Source organism: Nocardia sp. XZ_19_369 (genome assembly GCF_015355715.1).
Lineage (GTDB): Bacteria > Actinomycetota > Actinomycetes > Mycobacteriales > Mycobacteriaceae > Nocardia.
This window is the reverse complement of the sequence record NZ_JACVED010000007.1, coordinates 391,840-416,342: the sequence shown is the minus strand read 5'-3', so window position 1 is coordinate 416,342 and position 24,503 is coordinate 391,840. Positions and strand designations below refer to the sequence as shown.

The 24,503-nt window shown below is 68.3% G+C and carries 23 protein-coding genes and 1 pseudogene; 14 read left to right on the top strand and 10 right to left on the bottom strand.

What is annotated here, in order from left to right:
- Window positions 1–16: 16 nt before the first annotated feature.
- The 4 genes from IBX18_RS27100 to IBX18_RS27085 all read right to left on the bottom strand — a co-directional run bounded on the left by IBX18_RS27100 (window position 17) and on the right by IBX18_RS27085 (window position 4,362).
- A complete protein-coding gene (locus IBX18_RS27100; RefSeq protein WP_194836319.1) occupies window positions 17–880 on the bottom strand; it encodes a lytic murein transglycosylase in 864 nt (287 codons plus the stop codon).
- A 112-nt stretch (window positions 881–992) separates the two neighbouring features.
- Window positions 993–2,171, bottom strand: coding sequence for a lytic murein transglycosylase (locus IBX18_RS27095; protein ID WP_306796438.1), 1,179 nt, complete (start codon window positions 2,169–2,171; stop codon window positions 993–995).
- A gap of 351 nt (window positions 2,172–2,522) precedes the next feature.
- Window positions 2,523–3,083 carry a DUF1003 domain-containing protein gene (locus tag IBX18_RS27090; RefSeq protein WP_194836317.1) on the bottom strand — a complete coding sequence of 187 codons (561 nt, stop codon included), beginning with the start codon at window positions 3,081–3,083 and terminating at the stop codon, window positions 2,523–2,525.
- Window positions 3,076–4,362 carry a magnesium transporter MgtE N-terminal domain-containing protein gene (locus tag IBX18_RS27085; protein ID WP_147140679.1) on the bottom strand — a complete coding sequence of 429 codons (1,287 nt, stop codon included), beginning with the start codon at window positions 4,360–4,362 and terminating at the stop codon, window positions 3,076–3,078. The genes IBX18_RS27090 and IBX18_RS27085 overlap by 8 nt, the downstream gene beginning before the upstream one ends.
- Before the next feature lie 57 nt (window positions 4,363–4,419).
- On the opposite strand from IBX18_RS27085, the gene IBX18_RS27080 reads away from it, so the two are divergent.
- Genes IBX18_RS27080 through IBX18_RS27070 form a run of 3 tightly spaced genes read left to right on the top strand, consistent with a single transcriptional unit; the run spans window position 4,420 to window position 6,471 of the window.
- Complete coding sequence (locus tag IBX18_RS27080; RefSeq protein ID WP_306796437.1) at window positions 4,420–5,382, top strand: CoA ester lyase; 963 nt, start codon at window positions 4,420–4,422, stop codon at window positions 5,380–5,382.
- 12 nt (window positions 5,383–5,394) lie between these two features.
- On the top strand, window positions 5,395–5,886 hold the full coding sequence (locus tag IBX18_RS27075) for a general stress protein (protein WP_107659091.1): 492 nt from the start codon (window positions 5,395–5,397) through the stop codon (window positions 5,884–5,886).
- 3 nt (window positions 5,887–5,889) lie between these two features.
- Entirely contained in the window at window positions 5,890–6,471 is a 582-nt protein-coding gene (locus tag IBX18_RS27070; RefSeq protein ID WP_194836316.1) for a suppressor of fused domain protein, read from the top strand.
- A 7-nt stretch (window positions 6,472–6,478) separates the two neighbouring features.
- Here IBX18_RS27070 and IBX18_RS27065 read toward each other — a convergent pair whose 3' ends face one another.
- On the bottom strand, window positions 6,479–7,537 hold the full coding sequence (locus IBX18_RS27065) for a magnesium and cobalt transport protein CorA (RefSeq protein ID WP_194836315.1): 1,059 nt from the start codon (window positions 7,535–7,537) through the stop codon (window positions 6,479–6,481).
- A 146-nt stretch (window positions 7,538–7,683) separates the two neighbouring features.
- Between IBX18_RS27065 and IBX18_RS27060 the strand changes: the two genes are divergently transcribed.
- The 4 genes and pseudogenes from IBX18_RS27060 (at window position 7,684) to IBX18_RS27045 (ending at window position 12,476) form a co-directional block, all read left to right on the top strand.
- The gene (locus IBX18_RS27060) at window positions 7,684–8,538 is read left to right on the top strand and encodes a PHP domain-containing protein (protein ID WP_194836314.1); all 855 of its coding nucleotides are present in this window, start codon (window positions 7,684–7,686) and stop codon (window positions 8,536–8,538) included.
- Window positions 8,539–8,588: 50 nt separating this feature from the next.
- A complete protein-coding gene (locus IBX18_RS27055; RefSeq protein ID WP_228541798.1) occupies window positions 8,589–8,801 on the top strand; it encodes a hypothetical protein in 213 nt (70 codons plus the stop codon).
- Window positions 8,802–8,908: 107 nt separating this feature from the next.
- Window positions 8,909–10,417, top strand: a pseudogene (locus IBX18_RS27050) (FAD-binding protein); the annotation flags it as partial.
- Between the two features lie 862 nt (window positions 10,418–11,279).
- Window positions 11,280–12,476 (top strand): NADP-dependent malic enzyme, encoded by a 1,197-nt coding sequence (locus tag IBX18_RS27045; protein ID WP_373889233.1) that lies wholly within the window; start codon window positions 11,280–11,282, stop codon window positions 12,474–12,476.
- Between the two features lie 4 nt (window positions 12,477–12,480).
- Here the strand turns inward: IBX18_RS27045 and IBX18_RS27040 are convergent, their stop codons facing one another.
- Together IBX18_RS27040 and IBX18_RS27035 are read right to left on the bottom strand one after the other, a co-directional pair.
- A complete protein-coding gene (locus IBX18_RS27040) occupies window positions 12,481–12,702 on the bottom strand; it encodes a hypothetical protein (protein WP_194836312.1) in 222 nt (73 codons plus the stop codon).
- A gap of 41 nt (window positions 12,703–12,743) precedes the next feature.
- A complete protein-coding gene (locus IBX18_RS27035; RefSeq protein WP_194836311.1) occupies window positions 12,744–13,631 on the bottom strand; it encodes a glycine betaine ABC transporter substrate-binding protein in 888 nt (295 codons plus the stop codon).
- 196 nt (window positions 13,632–13,827) lie between these two features.
- On the opposite strand from IBX18_RS27035, the gene IBX18_RS27030 reads away from it, so the two are divergent.
- The 7 genes from IBX18_RS27030 to IBX18_RS27000 all read left to right on the top strand — a co-directional run bounded on the left by IBX18_RS27030 (window position 13,828) and on the right by IBX18_RS27000 (window position 20,238).
- The gene (locus IBX18_RS27030; protein WP_194836511.1) at window positions 13,828–14,760 is read left to right on the top strand and encodes an ABC transporter substrate-binding protein; all 933 of its coding nucleotides are present in this window, start codon (window positions 13,828–13,830) and stop codon (window positions 14,758–14,760) included.
- A 10-nt stretch (window positions 14,761–14,770) separates the two neighbouring features.
- Complete coding sequence (locus tag IBX18_RS27025) at window positions 14,771–15,934, top strand: ABC transporter ATP-binding protein (RefSeq protein ID WP_194836310.1); 1,164 nt, start codon at window positions 14,771–14,773, stop codon at window positions 15,932–15,934.
- Complete coding sequence (locus IBX18_RS27020; protein WP_107659082.1) at window positions 15,931–16,599, top strand: ABC transporter permease; 669 nt, start codon at window positions 15,931–15,933, stop codon at window positions 16,597–16,599. The genes IBX18_RS27025 and IBX18_RS27020 overlap by 4 nt, the downstream gene beginning before the upstream one ends.
- Window positions 16,596–17,312, top strand: a complete 717-nt coding sequence (locus tag IBX18_RS27015) for an ABC transporter permease (RefSeq protein WP_194836309.1) — start codon at window positions 16,596–16,598, stop codon at window positions 17,310–17,312. The genes IBX18_RS27020 and IBX18_RS27015 overlap by 4 nt, the downstream gene beginning before the upstream one ends.
- Window positions 17,313–17,552: 240 nt before the next feature.
- A complete protein-coding gene (locus IBX18_RS27010; protein WP_194836308.1) occupies window positions 17,553–18,242 on the top strand; it encodes a PadR family transcriptional regulator in 690 nt (229 codons plus the stop codon).
- 65 nt (window positions 18,243–18,307) lie between these two features.
- Window positions 18,308–19,789, top strand: a complete 1,482-nt coding sequence (locus tag IBX18_RS27005; protein WP_194836307.1) for a DHA2 family efflux MFS transporter permease subunit — start codon at window positions 18,308–18,310, stop codon at window positions 19,787–19,789.
- A 122-nt stretch (window positions 19,790–19,911) separates the two neighbouring features.
- Entirely contained in the window at window positions 19,912–20,238 is a 327-nt protein-coding gene (locus IBX18_RS27000) for a hypothetical protein (protein ID WP_194836306.1), read from the top strand.
- A gap of 24 nt (window positions 20,239–20,262) precedes the next feature.
- Here IBX18_RS27000 and IBX18_RS26995 read toward each other — a convergent pair whose 3' ends face one another.
- From IBX18_RS26995 to IBX18_RS26985, 3 genes are all read right to left on the bottom strand, one after another.
- The gene (locus IBX18_RS26995; protein WP_194836305.1) at window positions 20,263–21,837 is read right to left on the bottom strand and encodes a molybdopterin-dependent oxidoreductase; all 1,575 of its coding nucleotides are present in this window, start codon (window positions 21,835–21,837) and stop codon (window positions 20,263–20,265) included.
- A 45-nt stretch (window positions 21,838–21,882) separates the two neighbouring features.
- A complete protein-coding gene (locus tag IBX18_RS26990; protein ID WP_194836304.1) occupies window positions 21,883–22,539 on the bottom strand; it encodes a transcriptional regulator in 657 nt (218 codons plus the stop codon).
- Between the two features lie 160 nt (window positions 22,540–22,699).
- Complete coding sequence (locus IBX18_RS26985; protein WP_194836303.1) at window positions 22,700–24,493, bottom strand: long-chain fatty acid--CoA ligase; 1,794 nt, start codon at window positions 24,491–24,493, stop codon at window positions 22,700–22,702.
- Window positions 24,494–24,503 lie beyond the last annotated feature (10 nt).

The window sequence follows — 24,503 nt, the reverse complement described above, 5'->3', positions numbered from 1 at the left end:
AGGAATTTTAGGCGTGTCAAATTCTGGGCAGGTCCCCGGCCCGTGGTGCGACACCACTGCTGTACGAGGTTTCCCAGGCCATGACGTTCGCGACGTACGCCATCGAGTTGTTGTAGCGCAGGATCGCCTTGGACTGCTGGGCGAAGTCGCGCATGTTCAAACCGCCGTCGCAGAGGTACTTTCCGGCGGTCAGTGCCGCGTCGAAGAGGTTCTGCGGATCGGCGATGCCGTCGCCGTTGCCGTCGGCGGCGTAGCGCTTCCAGGTCTGCGGCAGGAACTGCATCGGGCCGATGGCGCGGTCGTAACTGCCGAGGCCGTCCAGCTCGCCGCCGTCGGAGTCGCGAATGATGTTGTTGCCCGCCAGGCTTCCGTCCAGCACCGGACCGTAGACCGGGGTGATCGGGTTGCCGTCGGCGTCGGCCTTGCCGTAGGCGTGCGTGGATTCGACGCGACCGATTCCGGCGAGCATCGACCACGGCATGTTGCAGGTGGGGTTGTCCGCGGCGAGGATGCGCTCCGCGTTCTCGTAGGCCGCGATCGCGATGCCCGGGACGCCCATCGGGCCTGCGGGCAAGGCCGCGAGCTGCCGATTATCTGCCAGCGCAACGGATTTCACCACCGGTGGCCCGCTCGGCTTCGCCATCTTGTTGACGATGAACTCGGTCTCGGCGGCCGGGTCCATCAAGGTCTGCGGCTTCGCGCCGACCGCAATCTGATCATCCCCCGGGAGATGCTGCTCCACCGCTGCCGCGGCCTGACTCGCGTTACCCACATCGGACGCGGCAGTGACTGCCACGAGTCCAGCGGGAACCAATCCGGAAAGTGCGAGAACCGAGCTGCGCTTGACGGTGACAGCCGGTTTTTTACGGTGACGCCCCACTGTGCGGTGACCCTCCAACGGCTCTCGTGAGCCCTTCGTGATCTGACGAAGAGGAGACTACCGCATTCGAGACCCTTTTGTTACTGCTTCGTGACCTGCTTCGAGTTTGGCGTCAGCCCTGTGGGGCAGGCGGCAGCGGGATTACGATGCCGAAGGGCAGCGTGATGCCCGGCGGCGGAGTCGGGGTCGCCGCAGCCGTGGGGGGTGCGGGCTCGACCGTTACCGTCGGCGGCGCGTCCGGCGTCGGCGCCGCCCGCTGCTCGGGCGCGGGCGCCTGCTGCGGTTGTGGCGCCTGTGCTTGCTGCTGAGCCTCGGGCGGTGTGCACACCGGCACCACGGGCGGCTGCTCGGGGTGCGCGGGATCCTGTGGAGCGGCCGCTCCGGCCCCGAAGGTCTGTCCGGGTGCGTCAGGCGCGATCGCGGGCTCAGCGGGCTCACCAGGGCGCGGCATGGGCGCCGGAATCACGGCAGGCTCACAGGGATTGAGCGGCTTCGGCGGCGGCGGGCAGAAGATGCCACACGGGATCGGCGGCAGACCGGGGATGGTGATCATCACCTCGGTCGGCGTCGGCGTGGTCGTGCTGGTCTGCGGCGCCGCGGGAGTGGTCGTGGCCGGCGCGGCGTTCGTGTAGGTCGCCGCGGTCATGTTCGGGCCCTGGGCCGGGATGCTGCTGCCGGGCGGGATCAGGTCGGGGGAGATGGTCACCTGGGTCGGCGCGCCACCGGTGCGGTAGGCCGCGGCCCAGCTGAGCACGTTGGCCGCGTAGGCGGTGGAGTTGTTGTAGCGCAGCACCGCGCGTAGTTCCTGGGCTTGGTCGCGCAGGTTCAGCCCGCCCGAGCACAGGTACTTGCCCGCGGCGAGCGCGGAGTCGAAGACGTTGTTCGGGTCGGCGGCACCGTCGCCGTTACCGTCGGCGGCGTACTGGCTCCAGGTGCCGGGCAGGAACTGCATCGGCCCCATCGCGCGCACGTAGCCGCCGCTGGCGGCCTTGATGATCTCGTTGCCCGGCAGCGTGCCGTCCAGCGCGGGGCCGTAGATCGGGGTGACCGTGGTGCCCGCGGCGTCGGTGCGCCCGCCGCCCGCGTGGCCGGACTCGATCCGGCCGATGCCCGCGAGCAGGCTCCAGGACAGTCCGCAGCCGGGGGTGGAGGATTCGAGCGCGAGCTCGGCGTTGCGATAAGCGGCGAGCACGACCTCGGGGATCCCCAGTGCGCCGCCGATCATCGGGAGCGAGATCTCCTGCAACGGCACCCGTCCGGCAAACGGCGCCGAGCCGTCGGACGGGGTCATTGCCCGTAGTTTGCGGGGCGCCTCCTGGGTCACCGGGAGGAGGCCGACTGTCTTAGACAGTCCTGTTTCACTTGCCTTGCCCGTACTGCTCGCCGGATTGGCGGACGACGCGAGCAGAGCCTCGGGTGCCTGCGGTGCGCCGGTGGAAGTGGTGGGGTCGGAGGTCGAGCCTGTGGCTACCAGACCAGCTACGACCAGGGCCGAGACGGTTATCGGAGCAGATATACGCATTCAGCCACACCAATCCTCTACGTCGTTTGAGCGGCTGTCCGGGACATCCCCTTCCCGAACCCGCTCGGGACAACGCTGTCCAGGTTACCCACCAGTCAGGTAGTTGTTCGGTATTTCCCGTCAATCATCAGCTACAGCCGGTGAAACCGGGGTGGACGTCTGCTTTCGGCCGGAGTTTTTCTTGCGCTGCGGGTTGTCGTCACGCGCACCCTCGATTCGATCGAGTATCTCCTTCATCTCCTCCAATTCCCTGCGCAAATAGTCGCGAGTCGCCACTTCGCCGACCGCGATCCGCAACGCTGCGAGTTCGCGGGCGAGGAATTCGGTGTCCGCCTTGGTCTGGGCGGCCCGCATCCGATCCTCCTCCAGGGAGACCCGGTCGCGGTTGTCCTGCCGGTTCTGCGCGAGCAGGATCAATGGCGCGGCATAGGCGGCCTGGGTGGAGAACGCCAGATTCAACAGAATGAACGGATACGGGTCCCAGCGCAAGGCGATGACGAAGACATTCAACAGGATCCAGATAATCACGATGATCGTCTGAATGGCCAGGTAGCGGCCGGTGCCGAGGAAGCGGGCGACCCGCTCGCTGCTGCGCGCGAGCGCCTCGGCATCCCACTCGATCCGGAACCGGGACTCGACCGGCGTCTCCAGCCGCTGCCGAGCGCTGCCTTTGTCAGTCATGCCGGACTATCCCTTCGTGCAGCTCTTCCTGATCCCGCCAGTCGTCGGGCAGCAGATGGTCGAGCACGTCGTCGACGCTCACCGCGCCGAGCAGGTGGTTCTCCTCGTCCACCACCGGTCCGCAGACCAGGTTGTAGGTCGCGAAGTAGCGCGTGACCGCGGCAAGTGGGACATCAGGGCGCAGCGGGGCCAGTTCGGCGTCGAGAATGCCGCCGACCAGATGGGCCGGTGGTTCGCGCAGCAACTGCTGGATGTGCACCGAGCCGAGGTAGCGGCCGGTGGGTGTCGCGGTCGGCGGCCGGACCACGAACACCATGGACGCCAGCGCGGGCGTCAGATCCGGATTGCGTACCCGCGCCAGCGCCTCGGCGACCGTGGTGGACGGGGTCAGGATCACCGGCTTCGGCGTCATCAGGCCGCCCGCGCTGTACGGCGAGTGCTCGAGCAACCGGCGCACCGGTTCGGATTCCTCCGGGTCCATCAGCGCGAGCAGCGATTCGGCCTCGCTGACCGGCAACTCGCCCAGCAGGTCGGCGGCGTCGTCGGGATCCATCGCCTCGAGTACGTCGGCCGCGCGGCGCACTTCCAAGTGGCCGAGCAGATCGACCTGCTCGTCGTCGGGTAGCTCCTGCACGACATCGGCGAGCCGCTCGTCGTCGAGCGCGATGGCGACTTCGATGCGCCGCTTCTCCGGCAGTTCGCGCAGCAGATGCGCGACATCGGCGGGGCGCAGGCCCTCGAACTGCTCCAGCAGCTGGGTGACCTCCTGCCCCGGCCGATCGATCTCGGTCGGCGTCAGCCCGGAGACGTGGATCCAATCCACCACGTGCACGGTCCGGCGGCGCCCGATCCTGCGATGCCCGCGCACCGCCACCCTGGTCACCCGCCAGTCCCTGGTACGGGTCTGCTCCATGCCGAGATCGACCACGACCACATCCACCCCGGCGAGGTCGGGCAGATCCGGATCCTCCACGCGCACCGCGGAATCCACGATCTGCGCGAGTGCGAGCATTTCGCCGGGGCGCTGGGTGAACCGGCGCAGGCTCACCGTCCCGGTGTTCAGCGTCACCACCCCCGGTTCGATCGCGGTGACCCGCAGGATCGGCACGAAAATGCGCCGACGGGTGGGCAATTCGACGACGAGACCGTGGATCCTGGGCTGTTGCCGGTCGTACCGGATGGCCACGACGACATCGCGGACCCGGCCGATAGACTCGCCGTCCGGTCCCAACACCACCAGGCCGGCCAGCCTGGCGACGTACACCCTGGTAGCTGCCATGCTTGCCAGGCTAGAGGTTCGCGGGCGGGGGCAAGTACCTCGCCACGATCGACGGGAGTGATCTTGAAGCCGCGCCGTTCGGTGCTCGCCTGTCCGGGCAGCAACAAGAAGATGATCGAAAAGGCCAAGGGCCTGCCCGTCGACGAGGTGTTTCTCGATCTGGAGGACGCCGTCGCGCCGGCCGCCAAGGCCGAGGCGCGGGCGAATATCGTGGCGGCGCTGAACGACTCCGACTGGGGCAACCAGTTGCGCGTGGTCCGCGTCAACGACTGGACCACCCAGTGGACCTACGCGGATGTGATCACCATTGTCGAGGGCGCGGGCACGGCCCTGGATGCCATTCTGCTGCCGAAGGTCACCGACGCCGGCCAGGTGCGCGCCCTGGATCTGCTGCTGACCCAATTGGAGAAGGCGACCGGGCTCGAGGTCGGCCGGATCGGCATCGAACCGCAGATCGAAAATGCGCTGGGGCTCCGCAATATCGACGAGATCGCCACCGCGAGCCCGCGGGTGCAGGCGCTGGTCTTCGGGCCTGCGGACTTCATGGCGAGCATCAACATGCGCACCCTGGTGGTCGGCGAGCAGCCGGAGGGCTACGACACCGGTGATGCCTATCACCACATCCTGATGACGATCCTGCTCGCCGCCCGCGCGCACGGTCTGCAGGCGATCGACGGCCCGTACCTGCAGATTCGGGACGTGGACGGCTTCCGGCGGGCCGCCGCGCGCACCGCGGCGCTCGGCTTCGACGGCAAGTGGGTGCTGCATCCCGGGCAGATCGAGGCGGCCAACGAGATCTTCAGCCCGCGCCAGTCCGACTACGATCGCGCCGAGCTGATCCTGGACGCGTACGCCTTTCACACCTCGGCCGAGGGTGGCGCCCGCGGCGCGGTGATGCTCGGTGACGAAATGATCGATGAGGCAAGTGCGAAAATGGCTCAGGTGATCGCGGAAAAGGGCCGGGCCGCGTCAATGACGCGTACCACGCGTTTCACACCACCGGGAATCCGGTCGGAATAGCAGAATAGAGACATGACGAATCCCTTGGGGAACTCGAATCGCGCACGGCAAGCGCTGCCGACGCCGCCGTCCGGCTGGCCGGTCGGCTCCTATCCCACCTACGCCGAGGCCCAGAAGGCCGTCGATTACCTGGCCGACAGCCAGTTCCCGGTGCAGGACGTGACCATCGTCGGCGTCGACCTGATGCAGGTCGAGCGGGTCCTCTACCGGCTGACGTGGGGCAAGGTCATCGGTGGCGGCGTGGTGAGCGGAGCCTGGCTCGGCCTGTTCCTCGGCCTGCTGCTGAGCCTGTTCACCACCAGCGGCGCGCTCGGCCCGCTGCTGGTCGGCCTGGTCGGCGGCATCATCTTCGGCGTCATCTCCACCTCCATCCCGTACGCGGCGACCAAGGGACAGCGCGACTTCGCCTCCACCATGCAGTTGGTGGCCGGGCGCTACGACGTGCTGTGCGACCCGAAGTCCGCGGAGCAGGCGCGGGACATGCTTGCGCGGCTGGCCATCTGACGCATGGAGGTGGTGTCGACGGTCCGCACCGGTGTGCTGGACCACTTCGGTGTGCAAGCGACCGGCGTCGATTCGGCGTCGGTGACGTTCCTCGGCTTGGAACCCATCGAGATCCTGCGGATCGCCGACGACGAGCTGGTGCACTACGCGACGGTGGGCGGCTCCCGCCATCCGATGGGCGATCCCACTGCGCTGCTTGCCGATCCGGTGAAGGGGCCGCGGGCCGAGCTCGTGCTCACGTTGCGTGGCACGGCCGGGGCGAGCTCGGGTCTGGCCAAGACGCTAGGTGTGCTCGCCGCCGCGCCCGCCGTGGAAGGTGTTGTGCTGCAAGCGGATGCGCTGATGGACCTGGGCGAGCCGATGTGGCACGGCGCGCCGTTCTCCGCGGTGCTGTTGGGCGACAGCGAGATTCCCGAGGTGGTGCTGCCCGAGCCTGCCGAACCGGTGCGGTACTTCGCGGTGACGCCGGTGACCGCGACCGAGGCGGCCTGGGTGCGGGTGCGCGGGGCGCAGGCGCTGCGGGATGCGTGGGCCGAGGCGGGGATCGATGTGCGTGACCCCGAAAGAGGCGCCGCCAGTCTGTGATCCGGCGCTACAGCCAGTTGTTGCGTCGGAAGGTGGTGAACAGCCCGAAGCAGATGCCGAACGTGACCACGATCACCAGCCAAAAGCCCCACACCTCTTCCGATCCCGGAATGTGGGTGAAGTTCATGCCGTAGAGACCCGCGATCATCGTGGGCACGGCGGCGATCGCCACCCACGCCGAGATCTTGCGCATGTCGGTGTTCTGCTGCACGCCGATCTTGGCGAGCGCGGCGCTGATCAGCGCGCTCAGCGCGTCGTCGAAGTCGCTGATGCGCTCGGCGACGCCTGCGTGGTGGTCGGCCACATCGCGCATGTAGCGCCGAATCTCCTTGGGCAGCGGCACATCCGGCTTGTGCCCGAGCACCTGGAGCGGGATCGCGAGGGGATTGACGGCTCGCCGCAGCTCTACCACTTCCCGCTTGAGCTGGTAGATCGACTCGATGGCGATGCCGTTGCGCGGCGTGAAAACCTCTTCCTCCATCGCGTCGATATCGAGCTCGACCGACTGCGTCACTTCGATGTACGAATCCACCACGTGATCGGCGATCCCGTGCAAGACCGCGCCGGTGCCGAGCATCAGCTTCGACGGGTCGGCCTCCAGTTCTTTGCGCAGCGAGGCCAATTCGGAATGCTCGCCGTGCCGCACACTCACCACGAAGTCCGGCGCCGTGAACACCATGATCTCGCCGGTCTCCACGATCTCACTGATGCTGTGCAGCTCATGCTCTACGTAGGCGACCGTCCGCATCACCAGGATCAGCGTGTCGTCGTACCGCTCCAATTTCGGGCGTTGATGCGCATGGACCGCGTCTTCGGCCGCGAGCGCGTGCAGCCCGAACGTCTCGGCGATATCGGCCATCTGCCCCTCGTCCGGATCGTGCAGGCCGACCCAGACGAAACCCGCGCCGCGGTTGCGCACCTCGGCGAGCGCGTCGCGATGGGTGAACCTGCCGGGCAGCCGGTGTCCCTCGACGTAGACGCCGCAGTCCACGATGGCCCGTGCGGTCGGGACCGGGATGCGCGGCAGGGCCCGGGCCGGGCGGCCGGAACCACGAAACGACGGCATAGGTGGAATCGTTGGCACTGAACGATGCTACGTCGCCCGCCGGTGCGTCCAGGGCTTCCCGCCGCGACGGCTCGGCGGCGGTAGCGAAGCGGTCACCACGCGGGCACTCGCGCATGCCGCCGATCGAGCACTGTAAGACTGAGGGCGTGCGCATTGATCTGCATACCCATTCGACCGCGTCCGACGGCACCGACACCCCGGCGGAACTGGTTCGCAACGCGGCCGCTGCGGGCTTGGACGTGCTCGCGATCACCGACCACGACACCACGTCGGGCTGGACCGAGGCGGTCGACGCGCTGCCGCAGGGGTTGACGCTGGTCCGTGGCATGGAGATGTCGTGTACCGGCCTCGGCGAGGACGGCTGGCCGGTGCCGGTGCATCTGCTGGCTTATCTGTTCGACCCGACCGACCGCAGTTTCGCCGACGAGCGGGAGCGGTTGCGTGGCGAGCGGATCGAGCGGGTGCGCGCGATGGCCGAGCGGATGGTGGCCGACGGGTTGCCGATCGATCCGGATGCGGTGCTCGCCTCGGCCGGGCCGTCCGCGGGCCGGCCGCACTTGGCCAGGGCATTGGTGGCGGCGGGTGTGGTGCCCAGTGTCGACGCCGCCTTCGAGGAATTGCTCGCGCCGCACGGCCCCTACTACGTGGAGAAGGCCGACACGCCGCTGCGGCGCGCGGTGGAGATGATCGCCACCGCGGGCGGGGTCAGCGTGATCGCGCACGCGCGGGCCCGTAAGCGCGGCAGGCTGCTCGCCTTGGACGACATCAGGGAGCTGGCCACACTCGGCCTCGGCGGCTTGGAGCTCGACCATCCGGACCATTCGGCGCAGGACCGCGCGGTACTGGCCGGCCTGGCCGCCGAGCTCGGCCTGCTCACCACCGGCTCGTCGGACTACCACGGCACCAACAAGTCCATCCGCCTCGGTGAGTTCACCACCGACCCAGCGCAATTCGAGGTGCTGGTGGGCAAGGCGACCGGGGTGCCGGTGATCGCTTCGTGAGGCTCCTGCGTGGCCTCAGCGGGATCGTCGCCGCGGGCACCGTCGCGCTGATGCTGGTCATCGTCGGCACCGCGTTCATGGCGGGTCGCCGGGACTTCCCTGGCCCGGGCGCCGAGTCGGTGGCGTGGCATGTGGTGGTGGCCGTGATAGCCGTTGCGGCGCAGATTTATTCGGACAAGCGTCGGGGTTTCGCCGCCTTTTCCGGATCTGCGGTTGTTTTTATCGTCGCTGGATTATTGCTGTGGACGCAGTGGTGGAGTTGATCTACGGCGGTGTTATCGCATTCGGCTGACATCGAATCCGAAACGCCACCGCTAAAAATTCCGCTAATGGTTGCGGCAACGTGAATTGTGGCCGAACATTTCTCATTGTGACCGAACTCGAGACGGACGTACTGGTTCTGGGCGGAGGCCCTGCCGGAACCTGGGCCGCCGTCTCCGCCGCCGCCACCGGCGCCCGTGTCGTGCTCGCCGACAAGGCCAGATGCGGCACCAGCGGCCCGACCGCGCACGGCACCACCTCGTTGTGGAACATCCCGCCCGGACCGGCCAGGGACGAGGCGGTGCGCCGTGGGTACACACACGGCGGCGGACTCGGCGATCCGGAGTGGATGCACCGCGTGCTGGAGGAGACGCACCTGCGGGTCGAGCAGCTGGCCCGCTGGGGTTATCGATTCCCCGGCGCGGGTCCGGGCTCGTCGCTGCGGGTGTATCTGGACGGCGCCAGTTACCTGCAACGGATGCGGCGCAGCGCGCTCGACGCGGGGGTGCGTGTCCTCGACCATCATCCGGCCCTGCAACTGCTCGTCGATCGCGACGGCGGCGTCGCGGGGGCCACCGGGGTGCAGCTGCACAACCACTGCCAGACGTGGACCGTCCGTGCGGGCGCCGTGGTGGTGGCCACCGGCGGTTGTGCCTTCCTCTCCGGCGGCGCGGGCACCGACGTGGACACCGGCGACGGTCTGCTGTTCGCCGCGGAAGCCGGCGCCGAACTATCCGGCATGGAGTTCTCCAGTGCGTACGGCCTGACTCCCGTTGTGCATGCGCCGTCCTCGGCTCGCCGGCCGAAGTCGGCGTCCGAGCTCGGGTTGCATTTCGCCACCCTGTACGACGAGTCGGGGGCCATCCTCGAAGGCCACCGCGCCGCGGCCTTCGCCGCCATCGCCGACGGCCACCGGGTGTTCGCGGCACTCGACGACGTGCCCGTCGCGATGCGCGGCAGGCTGACCGAGCAGGGCCTGGTCGACCACACCGGCCGGGTACCGCTGCGCGCGGTGCTGGAGGGCACGGTGCGCGGCACGGGCGGTTTGCGGGTCGCGAACCACGACTGTGCCACCACGATCGGCGGGCTGTTCGGTGCGGGCGACGTGACCACCAGGGAGCTGATCACGGGTGCGGTCAGTGGCTTCGGCGGTCAGGGCGGTGCGTGGGCGATCGCCTCCGGGGTGTGGGCCGGTGCGGGCGCGGCGAGATACGCCCGCGCGGCCGACCTGCGCAGTCCGGTCCAGGAGGTGCCGGGGGCGGGGCTGAGTGAGGTGCCGCGGATCGATCCGCGCGCGGTGGTCGGGCTCGTGCAGGAGCACACGCTGCCGCTGCGGCGCAGCTACTGGCGCAGCGCGGGCAGCCTGGTCGACAGCATCGGCGAACTCGACTCGATGTGGCCCGGCGCCGAATTCGACCTGGGCGGCACCGGATTGGATCGGTTGCGGGCCCGCCAGGCGGCCGCGTTGCTGGCCGTGGCGCGGTGGACCAAATACAGCGCGCTGGCGCGGACCGAGAGCCGCGGCATGCATCGGCGCACCGATCATCCGGGGGCCGAGGCGGATTGGCGGGTGCGGTTGATGTCAGGGGGCCTGGACAACGTGTGGGTGCGCCCGGACGCACGTGAGATCGCGGCATTGGACGCGGGCATGGTCGGTGCCAAGGAGATTGCTGTGCCGCCCGCCCGCGAGCCGGTCGCGCGCGGCAGGCGCGAGGCGCTCGTACTCGACGCGCACGACCCCTCCATCCGGCGGGAGACCCTGGTGTTCGACGCGCGCGGACCGTCTCCTCGGCGGGAGACCCTGGTGTTCGACGCCCGCGGTCCGTCGGGGCGTCGCGAGGCGCTCGTGCTCGACGCCCGCGGACCGGCCGTCGCACACGCCCGCGAGGGCGGCGTGCTGAGCACACGGTCGGCGGCGCTCCCGGACGCGCCGGAGATCCGGCCCGCGGACGACACAGCGGCGGCGACCGACGAGCACCTCACACCGGCCGACCCGATCGCGATGTGACAACTCACCGCCCGGTCGGCGCGGTACGCGAGTTTTCGCTTACCGTCCGGTAATTCCGTCGCAGTAAGCTGGGGGCGGGCAGGCGACACGGCGAGAACCAGACCGGTTTGGCAAGTCGCAGACCGTGCTGGCAGAATATGTCGGATTCCTTTACCTAAGCCACCGCCGGGTACTGGAGTTACGGAGATCTCCGCCTCGCGACGCACCGTCGCGACCCGAGGATCACGCCGCATGTTCTGTCCGGACCCACCCGTCCGGCTCCCGCTCCGCGGATCAGTGCCGCGCCACGTCAGCGAAATCGACAACGGGTTTTTTGTGACCCGCCGTCACACGCGAAACGTACCGGTCTGCGCACTCGATGAGCGTAAAGAATCCACAGGAGCGGAGCCTGTGGAGCGACTGTAGACACTTATACCTATATACCCGGCGGTAACCGTCCCCCGGTTTGTCCGGCCCGAGCAGGAGTGAAATCGTGTCACCTGTGACTGACGCACCGAATGCCACTGCAAGTCTTTCCGAAATCACCCACGACGAGATTTTCGCGGGGCATCTCGGCGGCAAGCTCTCGGTAGAACTCAGCTCGCCGCTGGAAACCCAGCGCGACCTGTCGATCGCCTACACCCCGGGCGTCGCTCAGGTGAGCCGGGCGATCGCGCAGGACGCCGAGCTCGCCAAGCGCTACACCTGGACCGACCGGCTCGTCGTGGTGGTCAGCGACGGCACCGCGGTGCTCGGTCTCGGCGACATCGGCCCGCGCGCCTCGCTTCCGGTGATGGAGGGCAAGGCGGCGCTGTTCAAGAAGTTCGCCGACCTCAACTCGATCCCGATTGTGCTGGACACCAAGGACGTCGACGAGATCGTCGAGACGGTGATCCGGCTGCGCCCCAGCTTCGGCGCGGTGAACCTGGAGGACATCTCGGCGCCGCGCTGCTTCGAGGTGGAGAAGCGACTCATCGAGGCGCTCGACTGCCCGGTCATGCACGACGATCAGCACGGCACCGCCATCGTGGTGCTCGCCGCCCTCAACGGCGCGGCCAAGGTGCAGGGTCGCGCCATCGACGACATGAAGGTGGTGGTGTCCGGCGCGGGCGCCGCCGGTGTCGCGTGCACGAATATCCTGCTGGCCGCGGGCGTTCGGGACGTCACCGTGCTCGACTCGAAGGGCATCATCACCCGGGAGCGCACCGACCTCAACGACGTGAAGGCCGAGCTGGCCACCCGGACCAACCCGCGCGGGCTGACCGGCGGCGCGGCCGAGGCCCTCACCGGTGCCGACGTCTTCCTCGGCTTGTCCGCGGGCCTGATCGCCGAGGAGCTCATCGCCTCGATGGCGCCGGAGTCGATCGTGTTCGCCATGTCCAACCCGGACCCGGAGATCCACCCCGAGGTCGCGCGCAAGTACGCCGCGATCGTGGCCACCGGCCGCAGCGACTTCCCGAACCAGATCAACAACGTGCTCGCGTTTCCGGGCGTGTTCAAGGGCGCACTCGATGCGGGTGCCCGCCGGATCACCGAGGGCATGAAGATCGCCGCCGCCGACGCCATCCTCAGCGTCGTCGCCGCCGAGCTCGGCCCGGAGAAGATCGTGCCGAGCCCGCTGGACCCGCGGGTCGCCCCCGCGGTCGCCGAGGCCGTCGCGGCCGCCGCGCGCGCCGAAGGTGTTGCCTAGCAACTCACTCGCTGGAAGGCGCCTTGTCCCGATCGGGGCGGGGCGCCTTTCGCGTATTGCGCTGCCGACGGTTGGACAGGTGGATCCAGACGTTCATGGCGACCATCGCGCACAGCGCGAAAACCAGGGACGCCGCGAACACGGGATTGCGGTCCGTGTTGGTCGCCCACACGAACAGCAGAATCGCCACGAGCGCCACATAGCCGCCGATGAACCTGATACTCACTGGTCAGACGTTAGCGATGTCCGGTGCGGCATGTGCGGTGTTTACAACGAGTGGTCGTCGAGCCACTTGCGCGCCAGCTCCGCGGGCTTCGCGCCTTCGTCACGGATACTGCGGATCATCGCCGCGAGGTCGTCGGTGGTGAGTTCGCCCGCAACGTAATTGAGCTTCTTGATCTGCAGCTCGTCGAGCACACCTTTGCGGAACAGCGGCAGCACGTTCTCCGCGCGCAGGGCGTAGTCGGCGTCGGACAGGAGCGTCAGCCCGTCGGTCGACCCGGGTACGACGGCGGGCGACCCGGTCAACAGCCCGGCGTGAACCTGCCCGTCCAGCAGCGCCTTTCGCAGCGCCGCCGCGTCCGGGAACCGCACGGTCGTGGCGCAATCCGCCACCTGTTCCAGCGCGGGTGGCAGGGCGATCAAGTCGAGGACGGGCGCCATGCCGAGCGTGAGCGTGCCGCAGCGGGGCACCAGATCGCCGACGCTGCGCACGTTGTCGCGCGCCGCGGCCTCGCTGGTAAGGACGACCCGCGGCCGCAGATCGGTGCCGTCGGCGGCATCGGTGACCACCAGTCCCTCGGGCAGCGACTTGCTCAGCGCCTTACGCACCTGGTCGGGCGTGCGGTCGGGGGCGGTGGTGTCGAGGAAGGCCAGCAGCGCACCGTTGTGCTCACCGACCAGGTCGACCCGCCCCGCGTCGAGCGCGGCCAGATAGTCGGCGCGCCCGCCCAGCCGCGCCTCGACCGTGGTGCGCGCGCCGGCGCGAGCCAGTGCGCCCGCATAGATTTCGGCGAGCAGCCCCGACTCGATCGAGTCACCGGCGCCGACCGTGATCCGCGCGCCCTGCGCACCGTTCCCGCAGGATACGGCCAGTGCGGCGGTCGCGACGACCAGTAATCGAGCCAGCATCCGCAGCGACGCGGGCAACACCATCCGGCGACACCAACTCTCCGAGAGACCGACAGAGCTAACAGGAAGACCCTGAAGCGGGCAGTATGGACACCCAGAATGTACCGGTGGCTGTGCTGCCCCGGGACCTCGCACTGCCCGTCATGCCGGAAGGACTTCAGTGAAAACCTCGATCACCCCCGATGCCGCGCGGCACGGTCGGTCGGCGCTGCGGCTCACAATGCGCGCCGTCCGATTCATCGTCGCCGCGACGGCGTTGGCCGCCGCCATGATCCTGTCCGCCTGCGGCAACTCCGACCCGCTGGCCAGCAAGGGTGACTGCGAAGGCGACGGCCTCATCGTCGGCTCGGCGAACTTCCCGGAGTCCGAAACCGTCGCCGAGATCTACGCGGAGGTCTTGCGGGTCAACGGATTCAAGGTCGAGACCAAGCTGAACATCGGCAGCCGGGAAGCCTACGTCCCGGCGGTGCGTCAGTGCGCGATCTCGGTGATCCCCGAGTACACCGGCAACCTGCTGCAGTACCTGGACAAGAACGCCACCGCGACCAGCGCCGCCGACGTCGACGGCGCGCTCGCCAAGGCCCTCGGTTCGGAGCTGGCCATCGGAACCCCGGCCCCCGGTGAGGATTCCGACGCGGTGGTGGTCACCAAGGCCACCGCGGAACGCTGGAACCTGCAGTCCATCGCCGATCTGGCCGCCCACTCCGCCGAGGTGAAATTCGGTGCGCCCGCGGAATTCCAGGAGCGCCCGGGCGGCCTGCCCGGCCTGAAGAAGAACTACAACCTCGACATCGCCCCGAACAACTTCGTGCCGATCGCCGACGGCGGCGGGCCCGCCACCGTGCGCGCGCTGGTCGAGGGCCAGGTGACCGCGGCCGATATCTTCACCACCTCGCCCGCCATCCCGCAGAACAACCTTGTGGTGCTTGCGGATCCGAAGCACAACTTCGCCGCGCAGAACGTGGTCCCGCTGTTCAATGCGGCCAAGAAGTCGGATAAGGCGCTGGCCGCCCTCAACGCGGCCTCGGCGAAGCTGACCACTGCGGAACTGATCAAACTGAACGAGGCCGTCTCCGGTAGCAGCAAGACCGAGCCCAAGGCCGCGGCTGCGGCGTGGGTGGCCGCGCAGGGGCTGAAGACCCCCACCGGGTAGGAGAAAAGCGTTGTCCGATATCGAATTCCGCGGTATCAGCAAGACCTATCCGGACGGCACGCACGCCGTCACCGACCTCGATCTGCGCATCGACTCCGGGTCGTTCACCGTGTTCGTCGGCCCGTCCGGCTGCGGCAAGACCACCTCGATGCGGATGATCAACCGGATGATCACGCCCAGTTCCGGCAGCATCACCATTGCCGGACAGGACATTTCGACGGTCGACCCGGTAAAGCTGCGGCTCGGTATCGGTTACGTGATCCAGAGCGGTGGACTGCTGCCGCACCGCACGGTCGTCGACAATGTGGCGACCGTGCCGGTGCTGCGCGGAGATTCGCGCAAGGCCGCCCGCGCGGCGGCGCTGGAGGTGCTCGACCGGGTCGGGCTGGATCGGTCGCTGGCCGGCCGATATCCGGCGCAGCTGTCCGGCGGTCAGCAGCAGCGCGTCGGGGTGGCCAGGGCGCTGGCCGCGGACCCGCCGGTGCTGCTGATGGACGAGCCGTTCAGCGCGGTCGACCCGGTGGTGCGGGCCGAGTTGCAGACCGAGATGCAAAGGCTGCAAGCCGAATTGCAGAAGACCATCGTGTTCGTGACGCACGACATCGATGAGGCGATCACCCTCGGTGATCGCCTCGCGGTGTTCGGCCGCGGCGGGGTGCTGCAGCAGTACGATCCGCCGGATCATGTACTCGCCCAGCCCGCCACCGACTTCGTTGCCGATTTCGTCGGACGTGACCGCGGCTATCGCGGGCTCTCCTTCCGATCGGCGAAAGACGTTCCGCTGCACGAGATTCGGACCGCGACGTCGGCGGAGGTGCCGTCGCTGCGGCTGGACCGCGGCGACTGGGTGTTGATCGTGAACGCCGAAGGTAAGCCGTCCGGCTGGATCGACGTCACCGGGGTGGAGGCGGTGCGTGGCGGTCGTTCGCTGGCGGCGAGCACGTCCGCGGGTGGCTCGCTGTTCACGCCGGCGGGTGATCTGCGGCAGGCGTTGGACGCCGCGATCTCCTCGCCGTCCGGAGTCGGTGTGGCCGTGGATGATTCGGGTGCGGTGCGGGGCGGCGTGCTGGCCACCGAGATCCTGCAACGGCTCGCCGATCAGCGCGCTGTCGAAGACGCCGAGCGCAACAGGCACTTCTTCGAACAGGAAGTGGGCGGCGGGGGCTCGACGTGAGATACCTGATCGACAACTTCGCCGAGATCATGGGGTTCACCAGAACCCATCTCTACCTGGCGCTGGTGCCGCTGGTGCTCGGCCTGGTGATCGCGGTGCCGGTGGGCGCGCTGGTGCGCCGGGTCTCCTGGCTGCGCCGGATGACGGTGACCGTGGCGAGCCTGGCATACACCATTCCGTCGCTCGCGCTGTTCGTGATCATCCCGCCGCTGGTCGGGATTTCGACGATCGACCCGTTGAACGTGATCATCGCGCTGACCGTGTACTCGACCGCGCTGCTGGTGATCGCGGTGCCCGCGGCGCTGGACTCGGTGTCCGCCGAGGTGATCGACGCCGCCGACGCGGTCGGGTTCAGCTCGCTGCGGCGCACGCTGACCGTCGACATGCCGCTGGCCATCCCGGTTTTCGTGTCCAGCCTGCGGGTGGTGGTGGTCACCAATATCGCCATGGTGTCGGTCGGCGCGCTGATCGGGGTCGGCGGGGTCGGCAAGCTGTTCACCCAGGGCTACCAGCGTGACTATCCGGACGAGATCGTCGCGGGCATCATCGTGATCCTGGCGCTGGCCCTGATCTTCGACCGCCTCGTCTACGCGCTCGGCCGCTGGGCCACGCCGTGGGTGCGGGCCGACGCGCGGTCGGCGCAGGCGAAAGGCGTTGCGGCATGAACCTTTTCATCGATGCCTGGCACTATCTCACCGACGGCGCGAACTGGAACGGCCCCGTGGGCATCGAACACCGGATCGCCGAACATCTGTGGTACAGCTTCCTCACCATCGTCGCGTCCGCCGCGGTCGCGCTGCCGCTCGGCCTGGTGATCGGACACACCAAACGTGGTGCGGCCGTGCTCGTCGGCTTCGCGAACGCCATGCGGGCGCTGCCGACGCTCGGCCTGCTCACCTTTCTGGTGCTCGGCATGGGCCTCGGTTTGATCCCGCCACTGCTCGCCCTGGTGACTGTTGGTATTCCGCCGCTGCTGGCCGGGGCCTACGCCGGAATCGCCAATGTCCCTGCCGATGTCGTCGACGCCTCGCGCGCCATGGGCATGACCGAGACCCAGATCCTGTTCCGGGTCGAGGTGCCCAACGCCATGCCGATCCTGCTCACCGGTCTGCGCGGCGCCACCCTGCAGGTCGTGGCCACCGCGACCATCGCGGCCTACGTCAACCTGGGCGGGCTCGGCCGCTACATCTTCGACGGCATCAGCCTCTACCGGTACGACCGGGTTCTCGTCGGCGCGCTGCTGGTCGCGGTTCTGGCCATGGTCCTCGACGGGTTGCTCGCCGTGGCCGTGTGGGCGAGCACGCCGGGCACCGGGCGGCTCCGTCGCGCCACTGTCCTGCCGGTTGCCCCTGACCTCAGCGTGCGAACCGCCGGCTGAGCCGCCGAACAGTCCAGTTCAGCCCGGCCTCCGACTGATGTCGGGGGCCGGTTTGCTGTGCCTGCGATCACCTCTGCGCCTGATTGCCAGGTCTTGCGATCGTATTGTTCCGCGCCGTATATTCCACGTGGAGTATTTAGTGTGGAGTATGTCGGAAGCCGGGGCTACGTTCGCCTCGCGGGCCGATGACTCCGGCTCGGGCGCTGACCACGCGCGAGCGATCTGCGGAAGGTGACGGAAATGGCGCAGCAAGCGCGTCCGACAGTGACGCCACTGGCGATCGCTGTGCTCGCGCTGCTCGAGGAGCAGCCCATGCATCCGTACGAGATGTACCAACTGCTGATCGCCCGCCGGGAAGATGTACTGGTCAAGGTGCGGCCCGGCTCGCTGTATCACACGGTCACCCGGCTGGCCGAGCACGGTTTGGTGCAGGCCGAAGGGGTGGACCGGGAGGGAAACCGGCCCGAACGCACCACCTATCGCATCACCGAGCAAGGCCGCGCGGCGCTGCGCAGCCGGATCACCGAGATCCTGCGCTCTCCGGTCCCGGAGTATCCGGTGTTCCCGATCGCGCTCGGCGAATCGCACAACCTGCCCAAGGACGAGGTGCTCGCGTTCCTGCGGGAGCGGGCCGAGCACCGGAAAACCGAGCTCGCCGAGGTCGAGCTGATGATCGGCTGGGCGGGCGAGCGCGGGGTGCCGCGCCGCTACGTCATCGCGCTGCCGTACCTGCACGCCATGCTCGGCGCCGAGATCGCCTGGCTCGAGAGCTTCCTCGTCGAATTGGCCAGCGGGGCACTCGAATGGGAGGACTTCGACCCGGCCGCCGGCGATCGGCCCGGCAAGCACCACCAAGGCTGGACCAGTGATGACCTCACCGGGGCGCCGCCGGTGACCAAGATCCGCCGCGGCGCGGGGGCACCGCCTTGATGCCGCGGCTCACCGACTTCGTTCGCCCGTCATCGGGAACCTCCGAGATAGGAACTGTCGAATCCATGACCACTCAACGCAATCCGTGGCTGGCGCTCACCGCGCTGGTCGTCGGCTTCTTCATGATCCTGCTCGACATGACGATCGTCGCGGTCGCCAACCCGGCCATCATGGAGGATCTGCACGCCGACATCTCGCAGGTGATCTGGGTGACCAGCGCCTACCTGCTCACCTATGCGGTGCCGCTGCTGGTCACCGGCAGGCTCGGTGATCGCTTCGGCCCCAAGAACATCTACCTGATCGGCCTGACCGTGTTCACCGCGGCGTCGCTGTGGTGCGGCCTGTCCGGCACCATCGGCATGCTGATCGCCGCGCGGGCCGCCCAGGGCATCGGTGCCGCGCTGATGACGCCGCAGACCATGGCGGTGATCACCCGCACCTTCCCGCCGGACAAGCGCGGCGCGGCCATGGGACTGTGGGGCGGCGTGGCCGGGCTCGCGACGCTGGTCGGGCCGATCCTCGGCGGCGTGCTGGTCGACGGCCTCGGCTGGAAGTGGATCTTCTTCGTCAACGTGCCGATCGGCATCGTCGCCTTCGCGCTGGCCGCCTGGCTGGTGCCCGCGCTGCCGACCAACCGGCACAAGTTCGACATCCCCGGCGTGCTGCTCAGCGCCGTCGGCATGTTCCTGCTCGTGTTCGGCATCCAGGAAGGCAACAGCAACGACTGGTCGCTGCGGATCTGGCTGGTGATCGGTGCCGGCGTACTGGTGCTCGCCGCGTTCGCGGTGAACCAGGCGCGCAATACCGGCGAGCCGCTGCTGCCACTGAAGTTGTTCAAGGAACGCAACTTCGCGCTGTCCAACACCGCCATCGCCGCGATGGGCGCCACCGTCACCGCGTTCAGTGTGCCGTCCTACTTCTATCTGCAGGCGGTGCGCGAGATGTCGCCGACCGAGTCGGCGCTGGTGTTCGCACCGATGGCGATCGTCACCCTCGTGTTCGCGCCGTTCGTAGGCCGGTTCGCCAACCGCCTGCACCCGCGGATCCTGCCGACCGCCGGGTTCGCGCTGTTCGCGGTGTCGGTGTTCTGGTTCTCGGCGCTGATGACGCCGGACGCGCCCATCATCTGGTTCCTGGTGTCCGCCGCGCTGGCCGGTTTCGCGAACTCGTGCATCTGGGGTCCGCTCGCCACCACCGCCACGCATAATCTGCCGGTGCAACAGGCAGGAGCGGGTGCGGGCGTCTACAACACCACCCGTCAGGTGGGTTCGGTGCTGGGTAGCGCGGCGATCAGCGCCTTGATCGCGGCCCGGATGTCGGCCAACGGACTGGGTGGCGGCAAAGTAGCCGAAGGTGGTGCGGGCCAAGGCCCCATCCCCGAATTCGTGAAGGAATCGTTCAGTACCGCACTGGGTCAATCAATGCTGTTGCCCGCGGGCATCCTGCTGATCGGCGTTATCGCCTCGGCCCTGTTCATTCGGCACGGCAAACCCCCGGTGGCCGACGCGAAGGATGCGCCTGCCAAAGCGGAGTCGCTGACCGGCTGACAATTCGGTGCCACTGCGCCCCACGGGCATTCGTTTCGTGGGCGCAGTGCCGCACGCGGACCGTAAGCTGTCCGCACGTCGTTGCCGAACGCGGCGTTGGAGCCGGTGGGGGTTGTTCAGGTATGGCAGAGAACTATCGCGTCGTTTTCCCGGAGGGGTATCCCGGCCGACGGGAGACGGAGACCGCGGACAAGGGGTGGCTCGATGTCGAAGTCGTTTTTGCCGACGGCTCGGTATTCCCCGTCTCCTTCTATGACCCAGCCCGATTGAGACAGACCATCGAAGACGAGATCGCCGGTGGCAGTCTCTATTTCACCGAACCGAATCTGGTAATTCTCAAAAAGGTCACCACCGCGAACATCGAACTGGCGGTGAAAGACATGGTCGATACCGGTTTTTTCGACAGCATCGAAGCCAAGGACGGATCCTCCGGCGATTCCGGCTACTGAACAGCGCGGACAGTTCTCGGTGGTTCAGTTGACCTGGAGGGTGACCGAGGGGTAGCCGGTAGCGCCGTCGGGGACCACGTCGCGGCGCTCGGCGGTCTGGACCTCGCCGGTGCCGTCGGTGGTGCGGGCGCGCAGGGTGTGCGGACCCGGGGTGGCGTCCCAGTCGAAGGTCCATTGGCGCCAGGTGTCGATGGAGTGTTCTTCGGCCAGCTGGGCGGGCTGCCATGGGCCGTTGTCGATCTGCACTTCCACGGTGCGGACGCCGCGATGCTGCGCCCAGGCGACGCCCGCGACGACGGTGCGGCCCTGCTTGATTCGGCCACGGGGACGAGGGGTGTCGATGCGGGTGCCGGTTTTGACCGGACCCAGGGCGGACCAGCCACGACGGGTCCAGTAAGCGGTGGCGCGATCGAACCGGGTGACCTCCAGCTCGGTCACCCACTTCGTCGCGGAGACATAGCCGAAGAGACCGGGGACCACCAGCCGGGCAGGGTAGCCGTGCACCACGGGGAGTGGTTCGCCGTTCATGCCGACGGCGAGGAGGGCATCGCGGCCGTCGGTGAGGACAGACAGCGGGGTGCCCGCGGTCCAGCCGTCGGTGCTGTGCGAGAGCACCATGTCCGCGTCGGGGTGCGGTCCCGCTTCGGCGAGCAGTTCATCGAGCCGGTAGCCGAGCCAGCGGGCGTTGCCGATCAGGTCGCCGCCGACCGGATTGGACACGCACGCCAGCGTGACCAGCCGCTCGACGGCCGGTCGATTCGCCAAATCCGCCCAGGTGAGCCGGATTTCCCGGTCCACCATGCCGTGGATGCGCAGCGACCAGTCGTCCTTGGAGACCTGCGGCACGATGAGCGCGGTGTCGATGCGGTAGAAGTCCGAGTTGGCGGTCAGGTAAGGAGTGAGGCCGGGGACCCGCAGATCGGCGCCCGGTGCGATCGGTAACTCCGGCGCAGTCGGCTGCGGCAACTCGACTGCTGCCCGCTCACCCGATACATCGCTGCGCCGCACCCCGAATAATCGTCCGCCGACGCCGGTGACCACCGCCAGACCGCCTACCACCAGCAGGCCTTGCAGCACCTGCCGTCGTTCCGGAGTCGCGTCGGCGGCTACCTTCTCCGGCGCACCGGTTACGGATTCCCCTCCGGCGCTTGAGGTTTCAGCGTCGCTCTGCGGTTCGGTGGCATCGATCCGTCGAGTCAGTAACCGCAACGCGTAGATACCCACGCCGACACCGATGATGGTCGGCAGCGCACCGGACGCACTGGTCCGTGCGACCGCGGCAAGAACGGCGACCACGCCGAAGACCGCCAGGATCGCCGAACCCGCCGCCCGCGAGGTGCGTTCGATCGCACCCGCAATCGCGGCGACGACCACCGCGACCACCGCCATGCAGGCATACAGCACCGCCTTGTCGCTGGTGCCGAAAGTGCTGATGGCCCATTCGCGAATGCCGTCGGGCGTGTGGTCGACCACGGTCGCGCCGAGGGCATTGAGGGGCGCGCTGTCGGCGCCGAAGAACGCCGCGAGCAGCTCCGCGACGCCGAGCGCCACACCTGCCGAGACGATCCCAGCCGCGACCCGCACTCGCAGATTGGCCATGAACTCGAGCGTACTGCCGGGCCGCCGTCGCCAGCGGAAATCCTGCTATTCGGTGAACTCGTCCGCGAGGGTGTTCCAGAACATGAGTTCATAGCTCTGGAAGAGGCGGGCGTAGAGGTGCGCCTCGTCGGTGTTCAGGCGCGCGGAGTCGATGCCGGCCTGGATGGCGCGCAGCGCTTGCTGTTCGACCTCGGGGGCGTCCGCGGCGAAGTGGTCGAAGAACGCGCAGGCGGCGTCGTCGAAGCCGTAGTGCTCGCGCATGCCCGCGGCGACGTCGCGGCAGTAGCGGCCGAAGGTGCCGAAATTCGCGAAGATGCCCGCGGCGACCGCGGCCGGTTCGCCGTTCAACGCCAGCCAGGCCACGTAGGCGGCATACGCCTGACAGCCGGCGCGCGGCAGTTCGGTGCCCGGGTCCCGTCCGGCCGCCACCACCAGCGCGTGCAACATCTCCTGCGCCTGCTGTTCACCCGGCGCGAGCATGCCGAAGAAGGCGCGGGCATGCGGGTGGTCCGCCCGGGCCGCCAGCGCGTGGAAGCTGCGCCAGTCACTACTGGTGATCCGCCACTCCTCGGTGGCGATCGCGGCGAACACCGCCCGCGCCGCCTTACCCGTGCTGATCAGCGGTATGAGCCGATTGTCCGCGTCCCGCGGCGCCAGCTCCGCCTGGATCATGGCGAGCAATTTCCTTGCGCCATCAGTCATCTCGGCAACCTCCGGTTCGCGATGGGGTTGCTCCATTGAAACCCGAACAGCAGTCGCGGCGACGCAAAAGGCCGAAAAGTTCGGATCGCCGCCCCCCCAGATAGCCGAAAGGCGCCGCGCACGAGGAATCCTCGCGGGCGGCGCCTCCCGGCGTTTCAGCTCAGCTGTAGATCTTCGCTACATCGTCGGCGTGCTGCTTCATCACGACCGCGCGCTTGAGCGACAGCTTCGGGGTGAGCTCGCCACCCTCCTGCGTCCAGTCGACCGGCAGGATGCTGACCTTCTTGATCCCCTCGGCATGCGAGACCTTCTTGTTGGTCTCGGCGACCGCCGCGTCGATCTCGGCGATCAGCTCCGGGTTCTCGATCAGCTTCTCGATCGGGGTGTCCGCGGGCAGGTTGTGGTTCTTCTGCCAGCCCGGCAGCGCCTCCGGGTCCAGCGTGATCAGCGCGGCGATGAACGGCTGGCCGTCGCCGACCACCATCACCTGGCTGATCAGCGGGTGGGCCCGCAGCGAGTCCTCGAGCAGCGCGGGGGAGACGTTCTTGCCGCCCGCGGTGACGATGAGTTCCTTCTTGCGGCCGGTGATGGTGATGAACCCGTCCGCGTCGATGGCGCCGAGGTCACCGGTCTTGAACCAGCCGTCCTGGAAGGCTTCCTCGGTGGCCGCCGGGTTGCCCCAGTAACCGTCGAACACCACCGAGCCGCGCAGCAGCAGCTCGCCGTCCTCGGCGATCTTGGCTGCGTGGCCCTGGATCGGCTGACCCACCGAACCCACCCGGATGTTCTCGGGGGTGTTCACGGTGATCGCCGCGGTGGTCTCGGTGAGCCCGTAGCCCTCGTAGATGGTGACGCCGACGCCGCGGAAGAAGTGCCCGAGGCGCGCGCCCAGCGGGCCACCGCCGGAGACCGCGGCGTCGCACTGACCGCCGAGCGCGGTGCGCAGCTTGCTGTAGACCAGCTTGTCGAACAGCGCGTGCTTGAGCTTGAGCACCAGCCCGGGCCCGCCGTTGTCGATCGCCTCGCTCCACGCGATGGCGGTGTCCGCGGCGGCGTCGAAGATCTTGCCCTTGCCGCCGTCGTGCGCCTTCTGCTTCGCGCTGTTGAACACCTTCTCGAACACGCGCGGCACCGACAGGATGAAGTGCGGCTTGTACGTGCCGAACTGGTCGACCAGGGTGGACCAGTCGGAGGTGTGCGCGACGGTCACCTTGGCGTCGAACGCGACCAGCGCGACCGCGCGCGCGAAGACGTGCGCCAGCGGCAGGAACATCAGCGTCTTCTTGCCCGGCCGGATGAAGGTGGCCAGCGCGATCCCGTCGGACCTGGACTCGGCGTACAGGTTGGCGTGGGTGAGCATGACGCCCTTGGGGCGACCGGTGGTGCCGGAGGTGTAGATGAGGGTGGCGGCCGAGGCCGCGTTCACCTGCTTGCGCCGGTCGTGCACGAGCTGGTCGTCCAGCTCGGCGCCGCGGGTGATCAGCTCGTCGACGACACCCTTGTCGATCTGCAGGGTCTCCTTCAGCTCCGTCAGCGCGCCGGCCTCGATCTCGTCGATGGTGGCGCGGTGCTTGTCGCTGTCGACGATCAGCAGCTTGGTGGCGGAGTCCTGCAGGATCCACTTGGCCTGCTCGGCCGCGGAGCTGTCGTAGATGGCGACGGTGCAGCCGCCGACGGCCCAGATGGCGAAGTCGAGCACAGCCCACTCGTAGCGGGTCGGGGCCATGATGGCGACCCGGTCACCGAGTTCGATGCCCGAGGCGATCAATCCCTTGGCGACGCCGGTGACGGTCTTCGCGAACTCCGCGGCCGTCACGTCCCGCCAGCCACCGTTGCCGGCCGGCACATTGAACAGCACCGCGTCGGGCGACTGCTCGGCATGCCGGAAGACGTTGTCGGAATTGTTCGCGTCTTCCGGAATGGTGTAGGAAGCCGGGACTTCGAACTCTCGCATCAGTGCCCTT

What these genes read in the sequence shown, in the direction of transcription:
- IBX18_RS27085 (WP_147140679.1), bottom strand. Translation starts at nt 4,362, where the DNA reads ATGGCAGCTACCAGGGTGTACGTCGCCAGGCTGGCCGGCCTGGTGGTG.
- IBX18_RS27010 (WP_194836308.1), top strand. Translation starts at nt 17,553, where the DNA reads ATGGCGCAGCAAGCGCGTCCGACAGTGACGCCACTGGCGATCGCTGTG.
- IBX18_RS27090 (WP_194836317.1), bottom strand. Translation starts at nt 3,083, where the DNA reads ATGACTGACAAAGGCAGCGCTCGGCAGCGGCTGGAGACGCCGGTCGAG.
- IBX18_RS27065 (WP_194836315.1), bottom strand. Translation starts at nt 7,537, where the DNA reads ATGCCGTCGTTTCGTGGTTCCGGCCGCCCGGCCCGGGCCCTGCCGCGC.
- IBX18_RS27030 (WP_194836511.1), top strand. Translation starts at nt 13,828, where the DNA reads ATGCGCGCCGTCCGATTCATCGTCGCCGCGACGGCGTTGGCCGCCGCC.
- IBX18_RS27015 (WP_194836309.1), top strand. Translation starts at nt 16,596, where the DNA reads ATGAACCTTTTCATCGATGCCTGGCACTATCTCACCGACGGCGCGAAC.
- IBX18_RS26990 (WP_194836304.1), bottom strand. Translation starts at nt 22,539, where the DNA reads ATGACTGATGGCGCAAGGAAATTGCTCGCCATGATCCAGGCGGAGCTG.
- IBX18_RS26995 (WP_194836305.1), bottom strand. Translation starts at nt 21,837, where the DNA reads ATGGCCAATCTGCGAGTGCGGGTCGCGGCTGGGATCGTCTCGGCAGGT.
- IBX18_RS26985 (WP_194836303.1), bottom strand. Translation starts at nt 24,493, where the DNA reads ATGCGAGAGTTCGAAGTCCCGGCTTCCTACACCATTCCGGAAGACGCG.
- IBX18_RS27070 (WP_194836316.1), top strand. Translation starts at nt 5,890, where the DNA reads ATGGAGGTGGTGTCGACGGTCCGCACCGGTGTGCTGGACCACTTCGGT.
- IBX18_RS27075 (WP_107659091.1), top strand. Translation starts at nt 5,395, where the DNA reads ATGACGAATCCCTTGGGGAACTCGAATCGCGCACGGCAAGCGCTGCCG.
- IBX18_RS27000 (WP_194836306.1), top strand. Translation starts at nt 19,912, where the DNA reads ATGGCAGAGAACTATCGCGTCGTTTTCCCGGAGGGGTATCCCGGCCGA.
- IBX18_RS27095 (WP_306796438.1), bottom strand. Translation starts at nt 2,171, where the DNA reads ATGACCCCGTCCGACGGCTCGGCGCCGTTTGCCGGACGGGTGCCGTTG.
- IBX18_RS27035 (WP_194836311.1), bottom strand. Translation starts at nt 13,631, where the DNA reads ATGGTGTTGCCCGCGTCGCTGCGGATGCTGGCTCGATTACTGGTCGTC.
- IBX18_RS27055 (WP_228541798.1), top strand. Translation starts at nt 8,589, where the DNA reads ATGCTGGTCATCGTCGGCACCGCGTTCATGGCGGGTCGCCGGGACTTC.
- IBX18_RS27005 (WP_194836307.1), top strand. Translation starts at nt 18,308, where the DNA reads ATGACCACTCAACGCAATCCGTGGCTGGCGCTCACCGCGCTGGTCGTC.